Annotated in this window: 20 protein-coding genes; 10 read left to right on the plus strand and 10 right to left on the minus strand. The window is 60.6% G+C overall.

What is annotated here, in order from left to right:
* From LD28_RS0107290 to LD28_RS0107300, 3 genes are all read right to left on the minus strand, one after another.
* The coding region (locus LD28_RS0107290) for an extracellular solute-binding protein (RefSeq protein ID WP_081959451.1) at window positions 1–1,017 on the minus strand (1,017 nt) is incomplete at its 3' end.
* A gap of 53 nt (window positions 1,018–1,070) precedes the next feature.
* Window positions 1,071–2,432 carry an aspartate aminotransferase family protein gene (locus LD28_RS0107295; protein WP_033136326.1) on the minus strand — a complete coding sequence of 454 codons (1,362 nt, stop codon included), beginning with the start codon at window positions 2,430–2,432 and terminating at the stop codon, window positions 1,071–1,073.
* A gap of 90 nt (window positions 2,433–2,522) precedes the next feature.
* Window positions 2,523–3,854: a glutamine synthetase family protein gene (locus LD28_RS0107300; protein WP_033136327.1), complete on the minus strand. Its 1,332-nt coding sequence runs from the start codon at window positions 3,852–3,854 to the stop codon at window positions 2,523–2,525.
* Window positions 3,855–4,334: 480 nt separating this feature from the next.
* On the opposite strand from LD28_RS0107300, the gene LD28_RS0107305 reads away from it, so the two are divergent.
* From LD28_RS0107305 to malZ, 9 genes are all read left to right on the plus strand, one after another.
* The gene (locus LD28_RS0107305) at window positions 4,335–4,721 is read left to right on the plus strand and encodes a TraR/DksA family transcriptional regulator (protein ID WP_033136328.1); all 387 of its coding nucleotides are present in this window, start codon (window positions 4,335–4,337) and stop codon (window positions 4,719–4,721) included.
* A gap of 148 nt (window positions 4,722–4,869) precedes the next feature.
* Window positions 4,870–5,727 (plus strand): type 2 periplasmic-binding domain-containing protein, encoded by an 858-nt coding sequence (locus LD28_RS0107310; protein ID WP_033136329.1) that lies wholly within the window; start codon window positions 4,870–4,872, stop codon window positions 5,725–5,727.
* A 509-nt stretch (window positions 5,728–6,236) separates the two neighbouring features.
* Window positions 6,237–6,683, plus strand: coding sequence for an Mpo1 family 2-hydroxy fatty acid dioxygenase (locus LD28_RS0107320; protein ID WP_033136331.1), 447 nt, complete (start codon window positions 6,237–6,239; stop codon window positions 6,681–6,683).
* 26 nt (window positions 6,684–6,709) lie between these two features.
* The gene (locus tag LD28_RS0107325) at window positions 6,710–7,204 is read left to right on the plus strand and encodes a CreA family protein (protein WP_033136332.1); all 495 of its coding nucleotides are present in this window, start codon (window positions 6,710–6,712) and stop codon (window positions 7,202–7,204) included.
* A gap of 74 nt (window positions 7,205–7,278) precedes the next feature.
* On the plus strand, window positions 7,279–8,268 hold the full coding sequence (locus LD28_RS0107330) for a 2-hydroxyacid dehydrogenase (protein ID WP_033136333.1): 990 nt from the start codon (window positions 7,279–7,281) through the stop codon (window positions 8,266–8,268).
* 198 nt (window positions 8,269–8,466) lie between these two features.
* Window positions 8,467–9,828 carry a molecular chaperone gene (gene yegD, locus LD28_RS0107335; protein ID WP_033136334.1) on the plus strand — a complete coding sequence of 454 codons (1,362 nt, stop codon included), beginning with the start codon at window positions 8,467–8,469 and terminating at the stop codon, window positions 9,826–9,828.
* A gap of 277 nt (window positions 9,829–10,105) precedes the next feature.
* Entirely contained in the window at window positions 10,106–10,522 is a 417-nt protein-coding gene (locus tag LD28_RS0107340) for an META domain-containing protein (RefSeq protein ID WP_033136335.1), read from the plus strand.
* Window positions 10,523–10,592: 70 nt separating this feature from the next.
* Window positions 10,593–11,441: an HDOD domain-containing protein gene (locus tag LD28_RS0107345; RefSeq protein WP_033136336.1), complete on the plus strand. Its 849-nt coding sequence runs from the start codon at window positions 10,593–10,595 to the stop codon at window positions 11,439–11,441.
* 5 nt (window positions 11,442–11,446) lie between these two features.
* Window positions 11,447–13,276 carry a maltodextrin glucosidase gene (gene malZ, locus LD28_RS0107350; protein WP_033136337.1) on the plus strand — a complete coding sequence of 610 codons (1,830 nt, stop codon included), beginning with the start codon at window positions 11,447–11,449 and terminating at the stop codon, window positions 13,274–13,276.
* A gap of 99 nt (window positions 13,277–13,375) precedes the next feature.
* Here the strand turns inward: malZ and LD28_RS0107355 are convergent, their stop codons facing one another.
* Together LD28_RS0107355 and LD28_RS0107360 are read right to left on the minus strand one after the other, a co-directional pair.
* Window positions 13,376–13,909: an ATP--cob(I)alamin adenosyltransferase gene (locus LD28_RS0107355; RefSeq protein ID WP_033136338.1), complete on the minus strand. Its 534-nt coding sequence runs from the start codon at window positions 13,907–13,909 to the stop codon at window positions 13,376–13,378.
* 90 nt (window positions 13,910–13,999) lie between these two features.
* Entirely contained in the window at window positions 14,000–15,142 is a 1,143-nt protein-coding gene (locus LD28_RS0107360; protein WP_033136339.1) for a DUF5610 domain-containing protein, read from the minus strand.
* 170 nt (window positions 15,143–15,312) lie between these two features.
* Between LD28_RS0107360 and trmA the strand changes: the two genes are divergently transcribed.
* Entirely contained in the window at window positions 15,313–16,446 is a 1,134-nt protein-coding gene (gene trmA, locus LD28_RS0107365; RefSeq protein WP_033136340.1) for a tRNA (uridine(54)-C5)-methyltransferase TrmA, read from the plus strand.
* Between the two features lie 67 nt (window positions 16,447–16,513).
* Here trmA and LD28_RS0107370 read toward each other — a convergent pair whose 3' ends face one another.
* The 5 genes from LD28_RS0107370 to LD28_RS0107390 all read right to left on the minus strand — a co-directional run bounded on the left by LD28_RS0107370 (window position 16,514) and on the right by LD28_RS0107390 (window position 25,191).
* On the minus strand, window positions 16,514–18,247 hold the full coding sequence (locus LD28_RS0107370) for a methyl-accepting chemotaxis protein (RefSeq protein ID WP_033136341.1): 1,734 nt from the start codon (window positions 18,245–18,247) through the stop codon (window positions 16,514–16,516).
* A 51-nt stretch (window positions 18,248–18,298) separates the two neighbouring features.
* Window positions 18,299–19,309, minus strand: a complete 1,011-nt coding sequence (mglC, locus tag LD28_RS0107375; protein ID WP_033136342.1) for a galactose/methyl galactoside ABC transporter permease MglC — start codon at window positions 19,307–19,309, stop codon at window positions 18,299–18,301.
* A gap of 16 nt (window positions 19,310–19,325) precedes the next feature.
* Window positions 19,326–20,846: a galactose/methyl galactoside ABC transporter ATP-binding protein MglA gene (gene mglA / locus LD28_RS0107380; RefSeq protein WP_033136359.1), complete on the minus strand. Its 1,521-nt coding sequence runs from the start codon at window positions 20,844–20,846 to the stop codon at window positions 19,326–19,328.
* Window positions 20,847–20,899: 53 nt separating this feature from the next.
* Window positions 20,900–21,889, minus strand: coding sequence for a galactose/glucose ABC transporter substrate-binding protein MglB (gene mglB / locus LD28_RS0107385; RefSeq protein WP_033136343.1), 990 nt, complete (start codon window positions 21,887–21,889; stop codon window positions 20,900–20,902).
* Window positions 21,890–22,131: 242 nt separating this feature from the next.
* Entirely contained in the window at window positions 22,132–25,191 is a 3,060-nt protein-coding gene (locus LD28_RS0107390; RefSeq protein WP_033136344.1) for a beta-galactosidase, read from the minus strand.
* Window positions 25,192–25,280 lie beyond the last annotated feature (89 nt).

A 25,280-nucleotide genomic window follows, 5' to 3' on the forward strand; every position in this document is an offset into this window, starting at 1 on the left:
CTTCTGCAGGGTCGCCGCGTCAGGGTAGATACCCGGGTCGGTACGGATCGCTTCATTGACCAGCGGGGTCGCCGCCTTGTTACCGTTCGGGAACTGCACCACGTTGGTAATGCTGGCAATCACCTCGGGCTTCATCAGGTAGTTGATGAAGGTGTGGGCCGCCTCGACGTTCTTGGCATCCGCCGGAATGGCGATCATGTCAAAGAAGCTGCCTGCCCCCTCCTTCGGAATGGTGTAGGTCAGCGACACGCCGTTCTTGGCCTCCGCCGCCCGCGCCTTGGACTGCTGCAAGTCACCGGAGTAACCGACCGCGACACAGAGGTTGCCGTTGGCCAGATCCGAGATGTACTTGGAGGAGTGGAAATAGGCGGTATAGGGACGGATGGAGAGGAACAGCTCCTCGGCCTTCTTCAGCTCGGCCGGTTTCTGGCTATCCGGCTTGAAGCCCAGATATTGCAGGGCGGCCGGCAGCATTTCGGTCGGTGAATCGAGGAAGGAGACGCCGCACTCTTTCAGCTTGGCCATGTTCTCCGGCTTGAACACCAGATCCCAGGAGTTGACCGGGGCATCAGCCCCCAGCACCGCCTTCACCTTCTCGGCGTTGTAGGCATAGCCGATGGTGCCCCACAGATAGGGGATGGAGTACTGGTTGCCCGGATCGCTCGGCTCGAGCGCCTTGAGCAGGTTGGGGTCCATATTTTGCCAGTTGGAGAGCTTGGACTTGTCCAGTTTCTGGAACACGCCCGCCTTGATCTGCTTGGCCAGGAAGGGGTTGGACGGCACGACGATATCGTAACCCGAGCTACCCGCCAGCAACTTGGCTTCCAGCACCTCGTTGCTGTCGAACACGTCATAGACCACCTTGATGCCCGTCTCCTTCTGGAAGTTATCCAGGGTATCCGGCGCTATGTAGTCGCTCCAGTTATAGACGTGCAACACCTTCTCTTCAGCCATTGCTCCGGCACTTGCCATGACCAGAGCCACAGAGGCAGCGATCACTCCCGTTTTGAAAGACATCATCCTTGTCTCCTAAGCAAATTGTATGCGCGTGCCAACCTGCCCGGCCGACCTCAACCCTTCAGCTTTTCGGCTGTCAGATCCAGACTGAGCCTGGCCAGATTGACCAATTCATCAACCTGTTCCTCGGTGATGACCAAGGGGGGCGATATGATCATGGTATCGCCTACCGCCCGCATCACCAAGCCATTGTTAAAGCAGAACTCCCGACAGGTCATCCCCGCATTTGCCTGCGCCGGAAAACGCCGGTTGGTCTGCTTGTCCTGGACGATTTCCAGCGCGGCCACCAATCCTTTGCCTCGGGTTTCCCCCACCAGCGGATGGTCAGCCAGCTCCGCCCAACGGCGCTGCAAATAGGGGCCGATGGTATCATGAACGCGCTTAACTATGCTCTCTTTCTGCATAAGCTGGATATTGGCCACTGCCACGGCGCAAGAGACCGGATGGCCCGAGTAGGTGAAGCCGTGGTTGAACTCGCCCCCCTCCTCCACCAGCACCTTGGCGACCCGGTCACCCACCATCACAGCCCCGAGCGGCAGATAGCCGGAGGTGATCCCCTTGGCCAGACACATCAGATCCGGCTTGATGCCAAACCCTTCGCTGGCGAACCAGTGGCCGGTACGGCCAAAACCGCAGATCACCTCATCGGCGATCAGCAAAATACCGTAGTGATCGCAGATACGCTGGATCTCCGGCCAGTAGCTGTCGGGCGGAATGATGACGCCGCCCGCCCCCTGGATCGGCTCGCCGATAAAGGCAGCCACCTTGTCCACCCCCAGCTCCAGAATCTTCTGCTCCAGCTGACGGGCACGCTCCAGCCCGAACTCGTGGGCGCTCATCCCCTGCCCCTCGCCGAAGTGATAGGGCTGGTCGATGTGCACTATGCCGGGAATGGGCAGGCCACCCTGGGCATGCATCCCCTTCATGCCACCCAGACTGGCCCCCGCCACGGTGGAGCCGTGGTAGGCGTTGTTGCGGCTGATGATCACCTGCTTCTCCGGCTGCCCCTTGCTGGCCCAGTAGTGACGGACCATCCGCAGCACGGTGTCATTGCACTCGGAGCCGGAGCCGGTAAAGAAGACATGGTTGAGATGGGACGGCGTGACTTCGGCCAGCAGGGTCGCCAGCTCGATCACCGGCGGGTGAGCGGTCTGGAAAAAGAGGTTGTAGTAGGGCAACTGCTGCATCTGGCGGGTGGCGGCCTCCACCAGCTCCTGACGGCCATAGCCCATGTTGACGCACCACAGGCCCGCCATGCCGTCCAGGATGCGCTTGCCATCGGAATCTTCCAGATAGACGCCGCTGGCCTTGGTGATGATGCGGCTCCCCTTTTTGTTCAGGGCCTGAAAATCGGTAAAGGGGTGCAGGTGGTGGCCAGCATCCAGTTGCTGCCACTCACGAGTCGTATGCTGCATTGCTTGCTCCTCGGTTCCTTCGATATGAGCGGGAGAGGCCGGGATTGGCCTCCCCGTTTTGGGGCGATGCGTGGCGGGCACGCACCAACATCACACGTTCAGCAGCAGGAACTCCCGCTCCCAGCGACTGATCACCCCGAAGTAGGTTTCGTACTCTTTGCGTTTGACCGCCACAAAGGCACGGGTGAAGCGCTCACCCAGCATCTCCTTGATGGGCTCGCACTGTTCGAGATGGCTGAGCGCCTCCTCCAGTGAGCGGGGCAGGCTGTAGGGCAACTCGTAAGCGCTCGACTTCATCTCCGGCAGCGGCTCCAGCTTCTCCATCATGCCGAGATAGCCGCAGGCCAGCGTCGCGGCCAGCGCCAGATAGGGGTTGGCATCGGCACCGGCAAAGCGGTTCTCTACCCGACGGGCGCTCGGTTCGGAGAAGGGCACGCGCAGGCCGCAGGTGCGGTTCTCTACACCCCACTGAACGTTGCGCGGTGCGCTCTCGCCGAAGGTGAGGCGGCGGTAAGAGTTGACGTTGGGGGCTAGCAGGGCGGTCACCGCCGGGGTGTATTTCTGCAGACCGGCGATAAAGTGCATGAACATCGCCGAATTGCCCCCCTCCTCGGTACCAAACAGGTTGTGGCCGTTCGCATCTTCCAGACTCTGGTGGATGTGCATGGCGGAGCCGGGTTCGTCGCTCATCGGTTTGGCCATAAAGGTGGCGTAGATGCCGTGCTTGTGAGCCGCCTCGCGCATGGTGCGCTTGAACAGGAACACCTGATCCGCCAGATCGATGGCATCACCGTGCAGGAAGTTGATCTCCATCTGGGCAGCACCCGATTCATGGATCAGGGTGTCGACCTCCAGCTCCTGCGCCTCGCAGTAGTCATACATGTCTTCAAAGATGGGGTCGAACTCGTTGACCGCATCGATACTGAACGACTGGCGGGCGGTCTCCGGGCGGCCGTTGCGGCCCACCGGCGGCACCAGCGGATAGTCGGGGTCTTCGTTGCGCCTGACCAGATAGAACTCCAGCTCGGGAGCGACCACCGGCTTCCAGCCCTGCTTCTCGTAAAATGACAGAACCCGACGCAACACGGAGCGCGGCGCGATGTCGATCAGCTTGCCGTTGATGTCGAAACAGTCGTGGATAACCTGCGCAGTCGGCTCCAGCGCCCAGGGGACGAAACGGATGGTGTTGGGGTCGGGATAGAGCTGCATATCCCGCTCCAGCGGGTCGATCATGCTGTCGTCATCCGGATACTCACCTGTCACCGTCTGGGTGAAGATCACCTCGGGCAGCCGCATGCCCCCTTCGCGCAAAAACTTGTTGGCTGGGATGATCTTCCCCCGGGCATTGCCGGTGAAATCCGGGAACAGACACTCCACTTCCGTGATGCGATTGCTCTCCATCCAGCCTTTGATACTGTCCATGTTAAACCCCGACTTTACGGTTGCCATTGGCAAGGGTGTCTAATATATGGAACACCCTTGTTATAAAATTGTAATCAACACCACCATAAAAGCCCGCCGACAAGGGCAATGTCAAGCAGGCGTGTTTAAAAAACTATAAATAACGGCGCATATAATGACCAAGTCGGCACCAAATACTAAACACTGAAAACCCCCTTCAAACTGCCGTTCAGCTCATTGCAAAGCCGATGCCAACAAAATGCGAAAGAGGTCGCGGAACCCCTGCCATCTCATGGTGGAATGGGCCATTTTTTTGCAAGGGCGCACAATCCTTATCCAATTTGCTTTGCTTGGCTGCATTTTTTTGGTACAAGGCCCGCCCTGATTTGCACTCTCTTGCATTAAACAGGTGCAAATCGGGATACAAGGGCTTGGTCTGTAGGCAGACAGCCCCCATAAACAGGGATTATTGGGTTAGTAAACTGACTGGTAGTTAATCGTATGTGTGATTTCATGACTGAAGACCAACTGGCCTTTTACAAGGGGCAGATCGAGCGACAGATCGTCGAGCTCGAAGAGCGCCTGAACTCCCAGGCCAGCCAGGCCATCGCCACCGACACCAACGAGATGGCTGATGAAATTGACCGTGCCAGTATCGAGGAAGCCCGCCGTCTGGAGCTGAACCGCATCGAGCACGACAAACTGCACCTGCGCAAGCTGCGGGGCGCATTGAAGCGAATGAACGAAGGGGACTTCGGTTACTGCGAATCTTGCGGTGACGAGATCTCCCTCAAACGGCTGCAAGCCCGTCCGGAATCCCGTTTCTGCGTCGAATGCCAGAGCACCAAGGAATTTAACGATACCCACGTGTTCCGTCGCGTCGCCTGATTCTTCCAAGAACCGTCACCATCCTGCTGCGAACAACGGCCAGCAAGGCAGGGCCCTGCGCTCAAACCTTGCACACCGTCAGGCAGCAAGATGATGACAAGTTCTGTTAGACTCCGGACACCTTCCGGAATCTACAGGAGAACAGAGAGTGAAATGGCTCATCAAACTGTGTTTGTGCCTGCCACTGCTGGCACAAGCACAGGTTCTGACGGTCAAGGTCCCCAGCCGCCCCGTCAACAATCTTGATCAGGAGTACCAGCTCAAACTGCTGGAACTGGCGCTCACCCGCTCCGGACAACCCTTTCGCATCCAGCCTGTCGAGCTCGATCTCAACCAGTTCACCCTCCAGCAGCAGCTGAGCAAGGGCAAGACCATCAACGTCTTCTGGATGGGTACCTCCAGCGCACTCGAATCCTCCCTGATTGCCGTCCCCATTCCGCTGTTTCGCGGGCTGGAAGGATTGCGGCTGTCGTTCATCCACGCTGACGCTCAGGAAAAGTTCAACCAGATCAATACCCTGGCTGATCTGAAACAGATGAAGGCGGCGCAAGGGGTGGGCTGGGCCGACAACAAGATCCTGGAAAATGCCGGTATCCCGACCTTCTCCGGCCGCTTCAGCAGCCTGTTTCGCCTTATCAACGACGGCGACAAGGTCGATTTCTTTCCGCGCGCCATGGTGGAGATCTTCGCCGAGCGCAGCGAGCTGGTGGCGCAATATCCCAACCTCGCCATCGAGCAACATCTGCTGATCCGCTACCCCTTCGCCCAGTTCTTCTTCGTCAGCCCCGAATATCCCAAGCTGGCCAAGGCGCTTCAGACCGGACTGGAGCGAGCCTATGCCGACGGCAGCTTTATGAAATTCTTCAATGAAAATCCGAAGATCCGCGAAGCGCTGGCCAGCGCCAACCTCGATCAGCGGGTCACCATCGCCTTGCCAAACCCGGACATGACCCCATTGCTAAAATCCATTCCGGCCCAATATTGGGATTATCCCCCGCAGGGATAACAGGCCAGCCGCCCCGCGAGGGGCGGTGCTTCATCCCCACCCTCGCAGCAACCCATTCTGATGCAGCCGGATAGTGTGCCCGGGATCGGGCATGGGCCCGTGTTGACGGCTGACAGGCAGAGAGGGGCACAGGGAGCGGGATCGGACGCGGTATAAGTTAAAGTTGGGTCATTTCACAAAAATCCATAAATTACATTTATAGCGACGGGTTACCCTCCGGGCAGGCGGTTACCGCACGCCACAAGCCCTGCAAGGCCATCAGCCGATCCTGACCAGCAGTGGCTGCGCAGCGATCCGCCTTGGTTGCACGCACATCATGTCAGGGGTGAACGCGAGATACGGGGCGGCCGCCGATACGCCCCTTGCCTCGATACCCGCCGCGCGGTAATCAGTGAGCAGGCTCGGGGCAGTCATCTGGTATTGGCCAGCCCGTTCCGCCATCATGCTGCAGACGTCCCCTCGCGCATCCGGGGGGAGTCATAACGCAACCAGCGCGCCAGGGAGGTGCCATGAAGGGAATCGAACAGTGGTTTGAGGAGTACGGCCAGAGTCATCGCCATCCGGTCAACGTCGCCATCCACAAGCTGGCGGTGCCGGGGATCTATCTCTGCTCGCTGGGGCTGCTCTGGAGCCTGCCCGCCGGGCCCTTGCCCGCGCCCCTCAACTGGGCAGTTGTGGCGGCGATCCCGGTACTGCTGTTCTATCTGTCGCTGTCATTTTCGCTGTTCGCGGGGATGGCGGGGCTGACCGCGCTGGGACTGTGGATCTGTTACCAGTGGCAGGGGCCGCTGCTGTGGCCCGCCGTGGCGGCGTTTGTGCTGCTCTGGATAGCCCAGTTTGTCGGCCACAGGATCAAGGGCAAGCGCCCCTCCTTCCTAGCCGACCTGCAATTTCTGCTGATAGGCCCCGCCTGGGTGCTTGCCAGCCTCTATCGTCGCTTGCGCCTTCCCTACTGAAGGGAGCCGGGCCAACAGGAGAGATCATGTCATACCGCCACACGCGCAATAACGCCCTTCGCTACGCCCTGCCCCTGCTGCTGGGGGCCCTGTTCGTCGGCCCGGCGCTGGCCGACAAGGCTGACCCCATTGGCGAGGTGAGCACCGCCTTCAAGCTGGTTGGCCCCAACCACAAGATCCTGGTGGAGGCGTTCGACGATCCCCGCATCGATGGCGTTGCCTGCTATCTGGCGCGCCCCAAGACCGGCGGCGTAAAAGGCGGACTGGGGCTGGCGGAAGATCCCTCCCACGCCTCCCTGTCGTGCCACCAGATCGGCCCCATCACCCTGCCCGAGAAGCTGAAAGCGGGGGAAGAGGTGTTCGACGTCAGCACCTCGCTGGTGTTCAAGGAGCAAAAAGTGGTGCGTTTTTACGACAAAAAACGCAATGCGCTGGTTTACCTGACCTACAGCACCAAACTGGTGGATGGTTCGTACAAGAGTGCAGTCAGCGCGGTCCCCATCATGCCGTGGGGACAATAACCAGCCGGTTTATCCGGTGATAGCTGGCCCATTTTGTTGTAATTTAACCACACACACGTTACGGAGCACACACCATGAAGGTCGCTGTATTCAGTACCAAGAACTATGACAAAGAGCATTTCACCCAGGCCAACAGCCAGTACGGCTTCGATCTGGAGTTTTTCGATGTGCGGCTGGAGGCCAAGACGGCCCGGCTGGCTCACGGCTTCCCGGTGGTGTGTCTGTTCGTCAATGACGACGCCGACCGCGAGGTATTGACCGAACTGGCTGCCAACGGCACCCAGGTCATTGCCCTGCGCTGTGCCGGTTACAACAACGTGGATCTGGCCGCAGCCAAGGAGCTGGGGCTGAAAGTGGTGCGGGTACCCGCCTACTCCCCCGAAGCGGTGGCAGAGCACGCGGTCGGTCTGATGATGACCCTCAACCGCCGCATCCATAAGGCCTATCAGCGCACCCGCGATGCCAACTTCTCGCTGGAAGGGCTGGTCGGCTTCAACATGCATGGCCGTACCGCCGGCATCATCGGCACCGGCAAGATCGGCATCGCCACCCTGCGCATTCTCAAGGGCTTCGGCATGCGCCTGCTGGTGAGCGACCCCTACCCTAATCAGGCCGCCATCGAGCTGGGGGCCGAGTATGTGGATCTCGACACCCTGTTCCGCCAGTCCGACGTCATCAGCCTGCACTGCCCACTGTTCAAGGAGAACTACCACCTGCTCAATCAGGAGGCGTTCGCCAAGATGAAGGACGGGGTGATGATCATCAACACCAGCCGTGGCGGCCTGCTCGACTCCAACGCCGCCATCGAGGCGCTCAAGACCTCCCGCATCGGCGCGCTGGGGCTGGATGTCTACGAAGAGGAGGAAGATCTCTTCTTCTCCGACAAGTCCAACGAGGTGATCACCGATGACGTATTCCGCCGTCTGTCGGCCTGCCACAACGTGCTGTTTACCGGCCATCAGGCCTTCCTGACCCGCGAGGCGCTGCACGCCATCGCCGATACCACCCTCGGCAACATTCAGGCCATCGAGCGCCAGGGCCGCTCCGACAACGAAGTGGAATAAGGGCACCCCCTCTCTTCATCACGCGCCGGGTTGTGAGACCCGGCGCCTTCGGGTAGGCTAGCCCCCCTTTTTTATTCAGGAGTCTGGCGCCCATGTTGATCGGATTTGCTCACTGCACCTCCGACTGTGCGTCGGGTTGTGAGACCCGGCACCTTCGGGTAGGCCAGCCCTCCTTTTTTATTCAGGAGTCTGGCAAGCATGTTCATCGGATTTGATTACGGTACCTCCAACTGTGCCGTGGCCGTGATGGAACAAGGTAGCCCCAGGCTGCTCAATCTCGGCGCATCCCGCTATCTCCCCTCCACCCTGCATGCTCCCCACCGGGATGCCATCGCCGGTCTGTTGGCCGAAGGGCTGGCACCGGCCCAGCAGGCGGAGTACCTCAAGCTGCGTGGCCCCGTGGTCACCCGTGCCCAGATGGTTCGCCGCCAGATGCGCGAAGAGGGGCTGATCGACGAGCTGAGCTTCGGCGGCGCTGCGCTGGAGCGCTATCTGGAGGAGCCGGACGACGGTTACTACATCAAGTCGCCGAAATCCTTCCTCGGTGCCTACGGCCTCAAGGCCCCCCAGATCGCCCTGTTTGAAGACATCGTCTGCGCCATGATGCTCCACGTCCGCCAGCAGGCGGAGCAGCAACTGGGTGCCCCGATCCGCCAGGCGGTGATTGGCCGCCCGGTCAACTTCCAGGGTCTGGCGGGGGAAGAGAGTAACCAGCAAGCTATCGCCATCCTGACCGAGGCGGCCCGTCTGGCCGGTTTCGAGCAGGTGGAGTTCCTCTATGAGCCGGTGGCTGCCGGGTTTGAATTCGAGGCGCGCCTCACCGAAGACGCCGTGGTGCTGGTGGTGGATATCGGCGGCGGTACCACCGACTGCTCCATGCTGCGAATGGGCCCCAGCTACCGCGATCAGCTGGATCGCAGCGGCGATCTGCTCGGCCACAGCGGCCAGCGGATCGGCGGCAACGACTTCGACATCCGCCTGACGGTAGAGGGGATGATGCCGCTGCTCGGCATGCACGAGACCCTCAAGACCGGCAAGCCGCTGCCCCACCCGCTGTTCTGGGATGCCGCCGCCATCAACGACGTCAGCGCCCAGAGCCGCTTCTACAGCCTCGACACCGCCCGCCAGTTGCAGGATCTGCAGCTCGACAGCCAACCCGGCAGCAAGCTGGGGCGTTTGGCCAGTCTGCGGGCCCACAAGCTGAGCCACCAGCTGGTGTGGCGCGCCGAGCAGGGCAAGATCGCCCTCTCGGAGCAGGAGCTCAATCGCCAGTCGCTGGCCGAGCTGGAAAAAGGGCTGGAAGCGGAGCTGACCCGCGAACAGCTGGCCAACGCCTCGGCCCTGCTGCTGGAGAAGATTGGCGAGCTGATGGATGAAGCCATTGCCAATGCCGGTGTACAGCCGGATCGCATCTTCGTCACCGGCGGTAGCGCCCGCTCGCCGCTGATCGCCAGCTTTATCCGCCAGAAGCTCCCGGCCATCCCGCTCGAGGGGGGTGATGACTTCGGCTCGGTGGCCGCCGGTCTTGCCCGTTATGCCGAGCGGCTGTTCGCCAACTGATCCCTGAGATAGAGCAAGCCGCACCATCACTCCCCACTCAAGAGGGGGTGATGACGTCGGTTCAATTGCCACGGCCCTCGCCCATTATGCCGAGCGGTTGTTCGCCAACTGAGCCCTGAGATAGCGCAAATCGATGGCAACATCACCCGGGTGTTGCCATTAAGCGACAGTCACGCGGGACAAGGGACGACAGAAGCGGTCGGTCGTCCCCTCTCGCGCCCTGCTCCCAAACGCCCAAAAAGGGTATTCTTGACGCTCCCCCAACCGGAGCCCCCTCATGCCCAGATTGCCCTTTCTGCTGATCCCCCTGTTACTGCTCGCTGGCTGCAGCTCGACCGCCTTTGTTCAGCAAGATCTGCAACATCACCACTGGGTACTGAGCAAACTGGATGGCGAACCGGTCGCCGCCTTGCGCGACAATCCCCCCGATTTCGAGATCGGCGAACACTTCACCGTTAACGGCATCGCCGGTTGCAACCGCTACTTCGGTCAGGGCCATCTGGAAAATGACAAGTTGTGGGTCACCAGTCTGGGCAGCACCGAGATGGCCTGCATGCCGCCGCTCGACACCATCGAGCAGGCCGTACTGACCACCTTGACCGAGGGCGCCACCCTGAGTGGCTCCAGCCAGACCCTGATCCTGCAGGGCAAACAGCACCGTTTGGAATACACCTTGCGCGACTGGGTGCTCTAACGCTCACAAACCGGCATCACAAACAGGAACATGTTGTCCGGCTGTGGCACAATATGAGGCAGAGTTCGCAATGGAGGCTGCCTCAGCCATGTCGATGGATCGTCTGTTTGACAAGATCAAACAACTCCCCACAATTCCCAAGCTGCTGCATGAGTTGATGCAGAGCTTCAACGACGAAAATGCCCGCATCGACGAGATTGCGGCCAAGATCGCCATGGATCAGGTGATCAGCGTCAAGGTGCTGCGGATGGCCAACTCGGCTGCCCTGCGCCGGGGCAACGAAGTGACCTCCATCGAACAGGCGGTGATCCGGCTCGGTTTCAACCGGTTACGCTCTATCGTGGTCGCCTCCGGCATCATCGGCAGCTTCAAGGCGCCACCCAGCTTCGACAAGAACAAGTTCTGGACCGAGACCTTCCAGGTCGCCACCATCGCCAAGACCCTGGCCCAGGAGGCCAAGGTGCTGGATCCCGAAACCGCCTTCACCTGCGCCCTGATCCACAACATCGGCGAACTGCTCATCCAGAGCACCCTGCCGGAAGAGGCAGAGCTCATCAATATGGCGCTGCAGAACGGCAGTAGCCGGGTCGAGGCCCAGCGGGAGATGCTGGGTTACGACTATGCCCAGCTCGGGGCCGAACTGGCGCGGCGCTGGAACCTGTCGGAGAGCTTCGTGGACGCCATCTCCCAGCAGCTTGATCCGCTCTCCCATGATCCGGTCAGCAAGGAGGCGGTGCTGATCCGCCTCTCTGTCTTTATCTCCTTCGCCTGGAATGCGGGAGTGCCTGCCCAGGCCATCATCGCCCGCTTCCCCAAACCGCTCGCCGACCAGTTGGGACTGGATCCCAAGTCGCTGGCAGGCCAGCTCGAAACGCTTCACGAACAGGGTAATGCCCTCGCCGATCTTCTGACTCAATAAGCATCATGACCCATCCGTTTCTGTTTCATCCCCAGGTGGCGCCCTGGTTCAAAGAGAGCGCCGACGCACTGCAACTCACCCTCTTTAGCGAACTGGACACCCCGATCCGCGAGGTGTGGCTGCGCCACGAGCCGGATAACGAGGAGTACCTGATCCCGATGACGGCAGTCTCCACCCGCGACAGGCTGCAGGTGTGGCAGGCCACCCTGCCGCTCAGCAAGGGGCAGGATATCCATCTTTACTGCTTCAAGTGCCTCACCGATGAGGAGCAGTGGTGGCTGCACGGGGCGGGCGTCAGCGCGTCCATGCCGCCACGGGAACAGCATTTTCGCTTCAACAGCCTGCATCAGCCGCCAGCCTGGGTGCAGGATCAGGTCTTTTACCAGATTTTCCCCGACCGCTTCTGCAACGGCGATCCGTCCCTCAGCGTCAAGCATCACGAGTACGAGTACCGCGGCAAGGCGGTGATCAGCAAGGCGTGGGGCGAACCGGTCAGCGGCCACGAAGAGGGGCACGGTGCCTGCGAATTCTATGGCGGCGATCTGGCAGGCATCGATGCCAAGCTGCACTACCTGCAATCCCTCGGGGTGACGGCGCTCTATCTCAACCCCATCTTCGATTCGCCGAGCAACCACAAGTACGACACCCAGGACTACTTCAAGGTCGATGCCCACCTCGGCAGCAACGAGCAGTTCGCCGAGCTGACCCGCAACCTGCACCAGCGCGGCATGAAGATCATTCTCGATGCGGTGGTCAACCACACCTCGACCGAGCACCCTTGGTTCTGCCCGCCGCTGGGGGCCAACAGCAACCCGGATTCGCCGTGGCGCAGCTTCTACACCTTTGACAACGAAGGGGATTACATCAGCTGGAAGGGCATCCGCAGCCTGCCCAAGCTCGATTTCTCCTGCGAAAAGGTGCAGGACGCCGTCTATCGGGCCGATGACGCCATCCTGCGTTACTGGATGCGCGCCCCCTACCAGATCGATGGCTGGCGCTTCGACGTCATCCACATGCTGGGGGAACGCGGCACCGCCGAGGGTAACCGCAGCCATGTGCGCGCCATTCGCGGCGCGGTGAAGCAGGAGAACCCGGACGCCTACGTGCTCGGCGAACACTTCTTCGAGGCGAGCCAGTGGCTGCAAGGGGATCAGGAGGATGGCGCCATGAACTACTATGGCTTCGCCCACCCGATCCGCGCCTTCCTGGCGGGGCAGGATATCGCCTACCACCCCATCAAGATCAGCGCCGAGGAGCTGGATCGCTGGCTCAAGCTGGCGCGGGCCCACATCCCGTTCAAGAACCAGCTGGCCCAGTTCAACCTGCTGGACAGCCACGATACCGCCCGCTTCCTCCACCTGCTGGGTGAAGACAAGCAGCGGATGCAGCTGGCCGCCACCCTGCTGCTCACCTATATCGGCGTGCCGTCCATCTACTACGGTGACGAGGTGGGACTGTCGGGGGGCAGTGATCCGGATTGTCGCCGCTGCTTCCCGTGGGAGACCACCGCCTGGGATCATGTGCTGCACGACCACTACCGCCGCCTGATCCAGATCCGCCGCCAGCGCCCCTCCCTGCGCCGGGGCGATATCCAGACCCTCTACGCCGGGCCCCACAGCTATGTGTTCGCCCGCACCCTGCAAAGCGATCAGGTGGTGGTGGCCTGCAACCGTCACCCCAGCGAGCCGCGCACCATCAGCCTGCCCCTGTGGCAGACCGCCAGCCCGGCCAGCCGCTTCACCGACGCCTTCAACGGCGACAAGTTCGAAGTGGTACAGGGCGAGGTGCAGCTGACCATCCCCGCCAACTCGGCCAGGGTGTTGATCTCCAGCTGAGCGAGCGGCTGACGCGCTGAAAAGCAAAACCGGAGCCCAAGGCTCCGGTTTTTTATTCCACTCAATCCACGATGGCCTCTGGCCCGTTACGCAGCGAGGTCAGTAGTTGATGCTGACGTAGGGTACTTCCGGCACCTGCCAGCGCTGCTTGAGGTAGACGGTCAGCACAAAGAAGAAGTTGGCCAGCAGGTTGGCGAAGCGATAGAGAATAGGGTCGAAGCTGACGCCACTCTCCTCCAGCCGTACCAGCAGCCGCACCACCTTCTTGCTGCCGCAGCGGCACAGATGGAGGGTGGGAATGGGCTGCGGCCCCTGCGGCAGCACGAAACCGGTGACGCTCCCCCGGCTCGCCTCGTTGTAGTGGTCGTAACGGGCCTTGAGCCACTCAAGGTCTGCGTCGAAGATCCCCAGCTTGCCGCGCACCGAGCCGTTGAGGTTGTAGATAAGCCGCTGCAACGCCGCGAGATCCGCCAGCATGGGCTCGGTATCGGCATCCGGCGCAAGGTGTGACAGCACGGCCCCGACCTGACAGCAGAGCTCGTCAGTGGCGATTTCAAAATCACATTTGAGCGACGTTTCGAAGATAAAGGGGTAGCAGAGCTCGCGCTTGTCTCTTGGCTTCTTGGGGTTCATGGGGCAACCGGATTGGAGAAAAGGCCAGTTTGCCAGCCCCGGGAAGGGCTGGCAAACGGCAGGTTATAGCTTGAATGGCACGATGGCGACTCAAACGCGCTTGCCGGCGGGCTCGGTGGAGGGCTGGAACTGGTTGATCATCCGCAACGCCTCCAGCATCCGCTGGTTGAAGCTGGTAAAGCTGCTCACCTGCGCCGGATCGCCCTGACCACGGGCAGCCAGTACCGCCGGGGTCAACGCCTGCTGCTGGGAATCCGGCAGCACAGCATCAGCCTGTTTCTGTACCTGATCCAGCTTGGGCAGATAGTCGGCAAACGGCTTGAGCAGTTCCTGCAGGGAGCTGGCCCCCTGATAGGTCTGACTCAGCTTGACGCTCTGCTTGAGCTTGAGCGAATAGGAGGTCAGCTGGCTGTCATCCAGCTTCAGATCGCCCGCCTTTTTCAGCAGATCATCGAAGTTGCCGGAGAAGAAATTTCCGGCCAGATCGTCGATCCCCTTCACCAGCTTGCCGATGGAGTCCATCTCCTCACTGTTAAGGTCTCCCTCCAGCGAGAAGCTGAAACTCTGACTCGACTTGAGGCTGAACTGGCTGCCGCTGTCATCCTTCTGGGACTTGGTCTGCCAGCTGTCGTTGAAGCGCAGCACCACCTTGTCGCCATCCTTGGTCTGGATCTCCAACGTGCCCTGCTGGCGGCTGGCCATCTCGGCCGCCCCCATGTCGGTCGGGGAGACCTTGCCGAAGAACTCCTTCTCGAACTCGTCGAGCCCCTTCTGGATCAGCTTGTAGCTCTGATCGATACCGGTCTTGATATCCTCATTGTCGGTCGCCCAGTCACCGAGCTGCTTGCGGGCATCACCAAAGCCCTTGTCCACCCCCTTGCGAGCCTGATCCATCATGCCGGTCAGATCCTCATCGGACTTGCCATCGGCACGGGCCGCCCCCAGTCGACCAGTGACAAACTGCAACACGTTGTCCGCCACCGACTGGAAGTCGAACAGGGTATCCGGCGTGATCTCCTCGGGCTCCTTCACCTTCGGCGCCTGATAGCCCTGGCCGTTGATCTCCAGCGAGAATTGCAGCGCCTGCTGGATCAGTACCTGCGCCCACTTGGGCGGCTTGTGCAAGGAGACCTCTTCCTCGCTCTTGACCTGTTTCGACTCCGCCTGTTGCGGCGATTTGGGAGAAACACCCACTCCCTTGGGTTGGGCTGCGCCCACGCCTTCGATCTGCATAATGTGTCCTCCCACCATGCCTGTAGATCAGCTATCGGCCTGACTGAACACTTCTTGACCACAAAATGCTGGACAATCTGCGGCTGGCTTTTAAAATCGGGCCCCTTTGGGTGGCCTGTTGCCATCCCGCGATTTCGACCCGGCCCGGCCGGTGTGCATGTGAGGTATTTATGACCCAGTCCCAACAGCCTTCCGCGAACGCTCCGGCGCCTCGAACCCCTGCCGACTATCAGGCCCAACTCGACGAAAAGAGCGCTCGCCTCACCGAGCTGTTTACCGGATTCACCCTTCCGGCGCTGGAAGTGCACAGCTCACCGGCGGAGTACTACCGGATGCGCGCCGAATTTCGCATCTGGCACGAAGGGGACGACCTCTTCCACTGCATGTATGCCCCGGCGACCAAAGAGATCATCAAGATAGATCACTTCCCCACCGCCAGCCGCCTCATCAACCAGTTGATGCCGCTGCTGCTGGAGGGGCTGCGCCCACACCCGGTGCTGCGCCGCAAGCTGTTCCAGATTGACTACCTCTCCACCCAGTCCGGCCAGATCATTGTCAGCCTGCTCTATCACCGCAAGCTGGAAGCAGAGTGGCAACAGGCTGCCGAGGCGCTGCAGGCCGATCTGCGCGCCAAGGGGTTCGAGCTGCAGCTGATTGGCCGTGCCCACAAGCAGAAGATCTGTCTGGGGGATGACTTTGTCATCGAGCAGCTCAACGTGGCGGGTCGCCAGCTCACCTACAAACAGGTGGAGAACAGCTTCACCCAGCCCAACGCCGCCATCAACGAGCAGATGCTGGCCTGGGCGCTCGATGTGACCAAGGGGAGCGAAGGGGACCTGCTGGAGCTCTATTGCGGCAACGGCAACTTCTCCATCGCGCTGGCTCAGAACTTCCGCAAAGTGCTGGCCACCGAGATCGCCAAGCCGAGCGTCGACTCCGCCCAGTTCAACATCGCCGCCAACGGCGTCGACAACCTGATCATCCTGCGCATGTCGGCTGAGGAGTTCACCATGGCGATGCGTGGTGAGCGGGAGTTCAACCGCCTGAAAGGGGTCGACCTCAAGAGCTACCAGTGCAACACCATCTTCGTCGACCCGCCCCGCGCCGGTCTCGACGATGCCACCGTCAAGCTGGTGCAGGAGTACGACAACATCCTCTACATCTCCTGCAACCCGGAGACCCTGCAGGCCAACATGGCGGTATTGGGCGAGACCCACGAGATCGCCCGTTTCGCTCTGTTCGACCAGTTCCCCTGGACCCATCACATGGAAGCCGGGGTCTATCTGCGCCGCAAGGCCGGTTGATTCAGGCAGACGGGAAAACAACAACAGGGCCGAATGGCCCTGTTTTGTTATTGGCTAAACACCGGCCTCACTCCAACCGGAAGTGGCCCACTATCTCCCGCAATCGGTCGTAGGTCTGCCCCATCGCCGCTGAACTGGCCACCGTATCTTCGCCATTGTGGGTCAGCTGACGGATCACTTCGGCGATGGCGCTCATGTTGCGATTGATCTCTTCGGCCACCGCGCTCTGCTGCTCGGCAGCCGTAGCGATATGGCTGATGAGATCGTTGATCTCCACGACCTCTCCCGCCATCAGATCCAGCGACTCGTTGACCCTGGTGGTGTTCTCGGCCGCCCCCTGACAGCTCTGCTTGGTGTTACCCATGGCATCCACCACCGTTTGGGTGCCCCGCTGCAGGCTGGCCAGCATGGTCTGGATCTCCGCGGTGCTCTTCTGGGTACGGGCCGCGAGGGAGCGCACCTCATCTGCCACCACCGCAAAGCCGCGCCCCTGCTCACCGGCGCGGGCCGCCTCGATGGCGGCGTTGAGGGCCAGCAGGTTGGTCTGTTCGGCAATGCTGCCGATCACCCCCAGCACAGAACCAATCTGCTGCACATCCTGCTGCATCGCTTCGATGGAGCGGGCGGTCTCCTCCACCTCGTCCACCAGCGCCATCACGCTGGCCATCGCCTGATCCACCACCTGACGGGACTGGCTCGCCAGCTGTTGGCTCTGGCCGGTCAGTCGGGCGGTACTGGCTGCACTCTCGGAGACGGAGACCGCGGTGCGGCTCATCTCGTTGATGGCGGTCACCACCTGCTCGGTCTCGCGCACATGGTCAGCCAGCAGGGACTGGGCGGCGCCGGTCTGACTGGCCAGCCCCTCGATGCCGCTGTTGAGCTGACCGCTCGCCTGCCGCACCTCCCCCATCATCTCCTGCAACCGCTCGATAAAACGGTTGATCCCAGCCGAGATCTGGCCAAGGTCATCCTTGCTGGTCACCGCCAACCGTCGGGTGAGATCACCACTGCCGCGAGAGAGCTCCAGCACCAGATCCCGCAGCGACAGGATGGGGCGATAAGCCACGTTGAGCGCCAGTATGGCAAGCACCATCACCACCACGGCGACGCCGAGCAGCGCCATGATGATCTGGCCGTTGAGTGCCCGGGTCATGGCCTGGATGTAGTCGAGGTCGACATAGCCGGTCAGCGTCCAGCTGCTGCCGCGGATATCCAGCTGATTGGGGCGCGCTTCGCTCTCCCCCTGCGGCTTGCTGTCATAGAGGCGGTTGCCCTGACTGTCGGCCAGCGAGAAGTAGCGACCAGCGCCACTCATCTTCTCCAGCAGGTTTTTGAACTCGCTCATGTCGAGGTAGTAGAGATAAGCGGAATCGGCGCCGCGCGGCACCAGAATGGTGATGACCGGCTTGCCATCCACCTGTTGCAGCGGGCTGACGGTGATCTGGTTGTTGGCGGCGGGGATCCGCTTGCGCAGGGCATCAACCTTGGCGCTGTCGTTGATGACCCCGCTCACGTCGAATGCCATGTCGCCGATCACCTTGACGATGTTGTGAAAGCCGGTCTCTTGCAGGGTCTTCTTGACGTTGGTCACCCCGAAGTTGAGGTTGGCGGCCAACAGGATTTTCTGATTGATGTCGCTGGCCAGCTTCTCTTTGACCAGGGTGATCTGTTCGTTGATGTTGTGAGTGGCCTGAGTGCGAATGTAGCCACTGATGAAGTGGTTGACGCTGAGCCCGGCGGTGCCGATGGTGACCAGAATGGCCAGTAGCAGCAAGAGGTAAATCTTGACCTTGAATGGCATGGGTTCCCTCCAGAAGAGAGGGCTGGCACTGCCAACCCTCCCTGCCAATCGTTATTTCTTCTTGGCGTACTTCATGGAGTCCAGGGCCACCGCCAGAATGATGATGCCGCCCTTGATGATGAACTGCCAGTAAGGGCTGACCCCGATATAGGTCAAACCATAGTTGATCAGGGTGAAGATAAGTACGCCGGTGATCACACCCGCGACAGTTCCCACCCCGCCGGCAAACGACACCCCGCCCACCACGCACGCCGCGATGGCATCCAGCTCGTACATGAAGCCGAGGTTGTTGGTGGCGCTACCGATCCGGCCCGCTTCCAGCATGCCGCCGAAGGCGTAGAAGACCCCCGCCAGCGCATAGATCATCACCAGATTGACCGCCACGTTGACGCCGGAAACCTTGGCTGCTTCCGGGTTGCCGCCAATGGCGAAGATGTTTTTGCCAAAGCGGGTCTTGTTCCACAGCACCCAGACAAAGACGCTGGCGATGGCGGCATAGAAGGTGAGATACGAGAGCTTGAATCCTCCTATCCGGATAAACCCTTGGGCAAAGCTGGAGAAGCGGGGATCAAACCCGGCCACCGGCGACGCCCCTACCGAGTCAAAGTAGAGGGAGTTGATACCGTAGACGATGATCATGGTGCCCAGGGTGGTAATGAACGGCGTTACATTCAGGTAAGCCACGATGAGACCGTTGACCAGACCGATCAGCGCCCCCACCACGCACACCAGCAGGATCACCACCGGAATGGGCACCTCCCCCAGCGTCGGGAACACCTTGTTGACGTTGGTCAGCGCCTGCAACATGGTTGCCGCGATGAGTGCCGCCAGACCGACCTGACGACCGGCCGAGAGATCCGTCCCCTGAGTGATGATGATGCCCGCCACCCCCAGCGCGATGATGACCCGCACCGAGGACTGGGTCAGGATGTTGCTGAAGTTGGTGAGGCTCAGGAAGGAGGGCTCCTGGATCACGATGACCATGAGCAGCACCAGCAGCACCAAGTAGATGGCGTTTTCCTTGAGCGCCTGCATCAGATTGAAATTTTTAGCCGACTCCATAAATGTCTTCCTGTCTCTAGAGGTACAGAGATGCCAGGCGCAGTATCTCGCTCTGGTCAGTTTCTTTGGTATTGACGATCCCGGCGACCCGGCCATTGCTCATCACCATGATGCGGTCAGTGATCCCCAGCAACTCCGGCATCTCCGACGAGATGATGATGATCCCTTTGTCCTTCTTCGCCAGCTCCAGGATGAGCTGGTAGATCTCGAACTTGGCCCCCACGTCGATGCCGCGGGTTGGCTCGTCGAGCATCAGGATCTCCGGCTGGGTCAGCAGCCAGCGACCGATGATCACCTTCTGCTGGTTGCCCCCGGAGAGGGAACCGATCTGGGTCTGCTGGGTCGGCGTCTTGACCCGCATGGAGTCGATCACCCACTGGGTGTCGCTCTTCATCTTGTTATCGCTGAGCAGCCCCATGGAGCCTTTGTAGCTGTCCATGTTGGCGATCAGGGAGTTGAAGGCGATATCAAGCCGGGAGTAGATACCGGTGGAGCGGCGCTCTTCCGTCACCAGCGCAAAGCCGTTGCGGATCGCTTCGTGGGCATTGTGGTTGGCCACCTCTTTGCCGTGTAGCTTGATGCTGCCCTGGCTGCGATCGCGAATACCGAACAGGGTCTCGACGATATCGGTGCGCTTGGCCCCCACCAGCCCGGCGATGCCGAGGATCTCCCCCTTGTGCAGGTTGAAGGTCACATCCTGAATGGAGGGCTGGTTCTTCGCCGTCAGGTGTTCGATCTCGAGGATCACCTCTTTCGGCTGGTTGGTTTTTTCCGGGAAGCGCTGGGTCAGTTCACGGCCGACCATCATGCCGATGATCTGATCCATGGTCATACCCTTGAGCGGCTGGGTTGCCACCCACTGGCCATCCCGCAATATGGTGATCTCGTCACAGAGCTGGAAGATCTCCTCCATCTTGTGAGAGATGTAGACGATGCCGCACCCCTTATCCTTCAACTTGTTGATGATCTTGAAGAGGTGGTTCACCTCTTTCTCGGTCAGGGAGGAGGTGGGTTCGTCCATGATGACGATCTTGGCATCGTAGGAAAACGCCTTGGCGATCTCGATCATCTGCATCTGGGAGACCGACAGGGTCGCTACCTTCACCTTGGGGTCGATGTCGATGTCGAGCTCATCGAAGATGCGCTTGGTGTCGTCATACATCTTGCCGTGGTCGATAAACCACCCCTTGGTGGGGTAGCGGCCGAGCCACATGTTGTCCATCACGGTACGCTGCAACACCAGGTTGAGCTCCTGATGCACCATGGAGACGCCATTTTCCAGCGCCTCTTTCGAGGAGGTGAAGTTGATCTCCTGCCCCTTGAAGAAGATCTTGCCCTGATCCTTCTCGTAAATGCCGAACAGGCACTTGAGCAGTGTGGATTTTCCCGCTCCGTTCTCGCCCATCAACGCATGCACAGAATGAGGACGGACCCGTAAATTGACATTATCGAGTGCCTTGACGCCGGGAAAGCTCTTACTGACGTCAATCATCTCCAACAGCCATTCTGATTGTTGCTGTGTTGTCATATCAGCCATCACATCTGGTTGAAAAAAGGGCAAGGGGATCTCCCTTGCCCTGGAGGGGGGAATTACTCGAATTGGGACAGGTTGTCTTTATCCACACCAACGTAGGCAACACGCACTACCTTGTCGACGATATTCCACTTGGTGCCTTCACCGGCCGGTTTGCCTTCAGCCAAGTTCTTGGTCAGTTCGAAGGTCGCTTTGGCCTGGTTGGCCGCATCGTTCAGCACGGTACCCGCCATGGCACCACTCTTGACCATGGCCAGCGCTTCCGGCAGCGCATCGACGCCGAACACCGGAATGGCGTTCTTGCCCTGTGCTTTCAGTGATTCAACTGCGCCCATTGCCATGCCGTCGTTGTTGGCGATGACCACTTCGATCTTGTTGGCGTTGGGGCCGGAGATCCAGGCATCCATCTTGTCTTTCGCCATGGCGGTATCCCACATACCGGTATCCATGTGCAGTTGCTGGGTCTTGACACCGCCATCGTTCAGAGTCTTGACCACGTAAGAGGTACGCGCTTCCGCGTCCGGGTGGCCCGGCTCCCCTTTCAGCAGCACGAACTGGATCACGCCATCCTTGTTCAGATCCCACTCCGGATGGGCTTTCCAGTGTTTGGCAATCAGCTGACCCTGGATGATCCCTGACTCCTTGGAGTCGGTCCCCACGTAGTAAGCCTTGTCATAGCTGGCCAGATCGGTAGCACTCGGCTCCTTGTTGTAGAAGACCACCGGGATATCTTCACCGCGTGCCTTCTCAATCACCACCGGCGCCGCAGCCGGGTCAACCAGGTTGATGGCCAGCGCCTTCACCCCTTTGGCCAGCAGCACGTCGATCTGGTCGTTCTGCTTGGACTGGTCGTTCTGGGAGTCGTTCATCAGCAGCTCAACCCCGGGGTTGGCAGCCGCTTCCTTCTCGATCGCCTTGCGTACCACCGCCATGAAGTTGTCGTCATATTTGTAGACGGTCACCCCGATGCGGGTTTCAGCGTGGGCAGCAGTGGCACCAGCCATCAGGCCCAGCAGCAGGGCGGCAACGGTCGTCATTTTTTTCATTGTGTGTGCTCCGATGTATCTATCTGTGTTGTAGGGTGGCGAGCAATTGAGCAAGCGCCAATCAATGTAATCAGTTTGTTGTCATTTCTTCTGTGATCATGACGACAAAATGAAAACGATTACACTCTGTTACATTGAATCTTTTTCTTATTTTTCAAAAACATAAATCCAATCACCAACTTACGGACTCAATCTGTTCCGCAGCATTGAGGCTAGTCGCTAACCGGCTGTTGTCAAAAGACTCAACCAAGGGTGCAGTGCCAGCGGTAACGACGAGCGATCAGCTGATACTCCGGACGCACGCTCTGGCTCCAGGAGTCATCACCGCCCACCCCCATGTGGGCGCCATCGAGACAGACCCACAACCCCTCTTCGGCCACCAGATCGCTCTGGTGACGGGCGGCCGCCAGCTGTTGCTGACTGAAGCGGCTGGCACTGAAATGGAAGGCGCCGCTCACCGTCATGCTGCCCAGCTGCAGCTGGCGAGTATCGCAGCGCAAGCCGTTGTCGCTCGGGAAAACATAAGGAGTGTGCATGGCCTCCAGCGGCAGGCTCCAGCGCCCAAGATCTGCGCCCAGCAGGCGATCCGGATAATTCTCGTGAGGGCCGCGCCCCAGCCATTCGGCTCGCGCTGGCACCTCGGCCAGATGGATCAGCAGACCGATCCGCGGCAGCGAGGGCAGCGCCTGCGCCAGCTCGGCCTCTATCTCCAGACTCATGGCACCGTCGTCGGCAAAGCGGTGATGCCAGTGACTCACCAGCAACAGCTCATCGTGGTGGAAGTAGCCGTGACTGACCCGGATATCCCCTCCGGCGGCCGTGATCCCCAAACAGCGGTGCTGCCACTGCTCGAGGCCACACGCCTGCCAGCGGGCAATCCAGGAGTTGGGGTCGGCGTGATCCGCTTCGCTGGTGCCGATATCGTTGTCGAGCGGTGCGCGGTAGAAGTGATCAATCACCGGGGCCAGTAGTTGCTCCTGCCCCGATTTTTGCCAACTGGTGATGCGACCGCTCTGCTTGTCGAGCCGCCACTGACTGTTTGCAGCGCTGACCAACCAGCCATCCGGCTGCTCGGTCAGGGTGGCCGCAGCGGCGGGAGCTGGCAGGGCAAGGGGGGTCGGCAGAGTGAACTGCTGGCGGGCGACCTTGTGCTCCGCCTGCGACCAGAGGGTGGCCTGTGGCTGAACGATGGCCAGATCGAGCCAGGCCAGTGAGTCTGCCGCAAAGGCGGGCAGCGCCTCGCTCAGGGTCAACTCGATCACCCCCTGTGGCACCAGCTCAAGGGAAACTTCCCCCTGCAGCTGCACATGGCCGTTCTCACACAGCTGCCAGCAAAGCTGCTCGTTGTCGGTTTCCCGGAACAGGTATTCGCTCTCGATCCGCACCCGCAGCGGGGTGCGCTCGAGCAGGGTGAAGCGGAACGGCTGCTGAGCACGTTTTGCCTCGAACAGGGTGGGATGGGGGGTGCGATCCGGGAACAGCAGACCGTTGCAGCAGAACTGGCGATCGTTTTGCACATCACCAAAATCGCCGCCATAGCCCCAGTAGTGGCGGCCATCGGCGGTGTATTTGTCGAGCCCCTGATCGACCCAATCCCAGACAAAGCCGCCTTGCAGACGTGGATGATCGCGAAACGCCTGCCAGTAGTGGGCGTAGCCCCCCAGACTGTTACCCATGGCGTGGGCATATTCGCAGAGGATCAACGGCCGTTTCTCGCCGGGCAGGCCGATCCACTTGGCCAGCGCCCACTTGGGCACCGCCGGGAAGGGCTGATCCTGATGGGTTCTGGCATACATGGGGCAGATGATGTCGGTCGCCGGAGTGTCGGCCCCGCCCCCCTCGTACTGCACCGGACGGCTCGGGTCGCTGCGCTTGATCCAGCCATACATGGCATCGTGGGCCGGGCCGTAACCCGACTCGTTGCCGAGCGACCAGATGATGATGGAGGGGTGGTTGAAATCCCGTGCCACCATGCGGGTCGCCCGCTCCAGAAAGGCGTTGCTCCAGGCGGGATCCCGCGCCAGCCGACCCATCGGGGTCATGCCGTGGGTCTCCAGATTCGCCTCGTCCACCACATAGAGGCCGAGCCGATCACAGAGGCGATAGAAGTCTGGGTGGTTGGGATAGTGGGAACAGCGCACCGCATTGAAGTTGTGCCGCTTCATCAGCAGCAGATCCCGCTCCATGGTGGCGCGATCGATGGCATAACCCTTGGCGGGGTGATGCTCATGGCGGTTGGCGCCGCGAATGAGCAGCGGCTGACCGTTGACCCGCAGCAGGCCGCCACGGATCTCCACCACCCGAAAGCCCACATCGCACGCCTCGCTCTCGATGGCCTGGCCCTGCTCGTCAAGCAAGGTCATGGTCAGGCGATAGAGATGGGGCGTCTCGGCGCTCCACTTGCGCGGCGCAGCCACGTCGAGCCAGAACTCGGCGCGATCGTCATAAGCCCCTTTTTCATCAATGGCTTGGGTGCCGATCGGCTGGCGCAGGGTCGCAACCCGCTCGCTGCCGTCATAGAAATTGGCCTCCACCGACAGACCGGCCCCATTGGCGACTTGCAGAGCAATCTTGAGGCGACCATCCCGATAGCAGGCATCCAGCTCGGGGGTCACCCGCATATCCATCAGATGGCGGGCCGGTTTGTGCAACAGGCTGACGGAGCGGAAGATCCCCGACAGCCACCACATATCCTGATCCTCCAGATAGGAGCCATCGGACCAGCGCAGCACCAACACCGCCAGCCGGTTGCGACCGGCATGCAGGTAAGGGGTCAGATCGAATTCGGCAGGCAGACGGCTGTCCTGGGAGTACCCCACCCAGTGGCCGTTGCAGAAGAGGTGGAAGGCGCTGCTCACCCCGTCAAAGATGATCCGGCTCTGGCCGCTGACCAGCCAGTCGGCGGGCAGATCGAACTCGCGGGAGTAGCAACCGGTAGGGTTCTCTGCCGGTACCCGGGGCGGATCGCAGGGAAAGGGGTACTTGATATTGGTGTAGATGGGGCCGTCTGTAAGCGGCCGCGCAGCCGGATAGGCGGCATCCAGCTGCCAGTTGCCCGGTACGGTAATGGGACTGGCATCCACCAGATCCTGTTCCAGCCAGCTCTCGGGCACCCGCTCGGGGGCGGCAAAGAAGGAGAAGCGCCACTCACCATCGAGCAAGAGACGGGAAGAGGAGACCAGATCATCCCTGGCATCCATTTCGCTGCGCCAGCTGAACATGGGGGTATGGGCAGCCAGCCGGTTTACCGACGTAATGGCCTGAGTCTGCCAATCCTGACGCGCCACTATCTCCCTGAGCATTCACTCTCTCCCTGCTGATTGGAAAACGTATTCAGTCTAGAGAAGTATGACGCAGGGAACGGCGATCTCGCTCACACAGATGTAAACGA

Origin of the sequence: Aeromonas finlandensis (genome assembly GCF_000764645.1) — a bacterium.
Taxonomy (GTDB): Bacteria; Pseudomonadota; Gammaproteobacteria; order Enterobacterales; family Aeromonadaceae; genus Aeromonas; species Aeromonas finlandensis.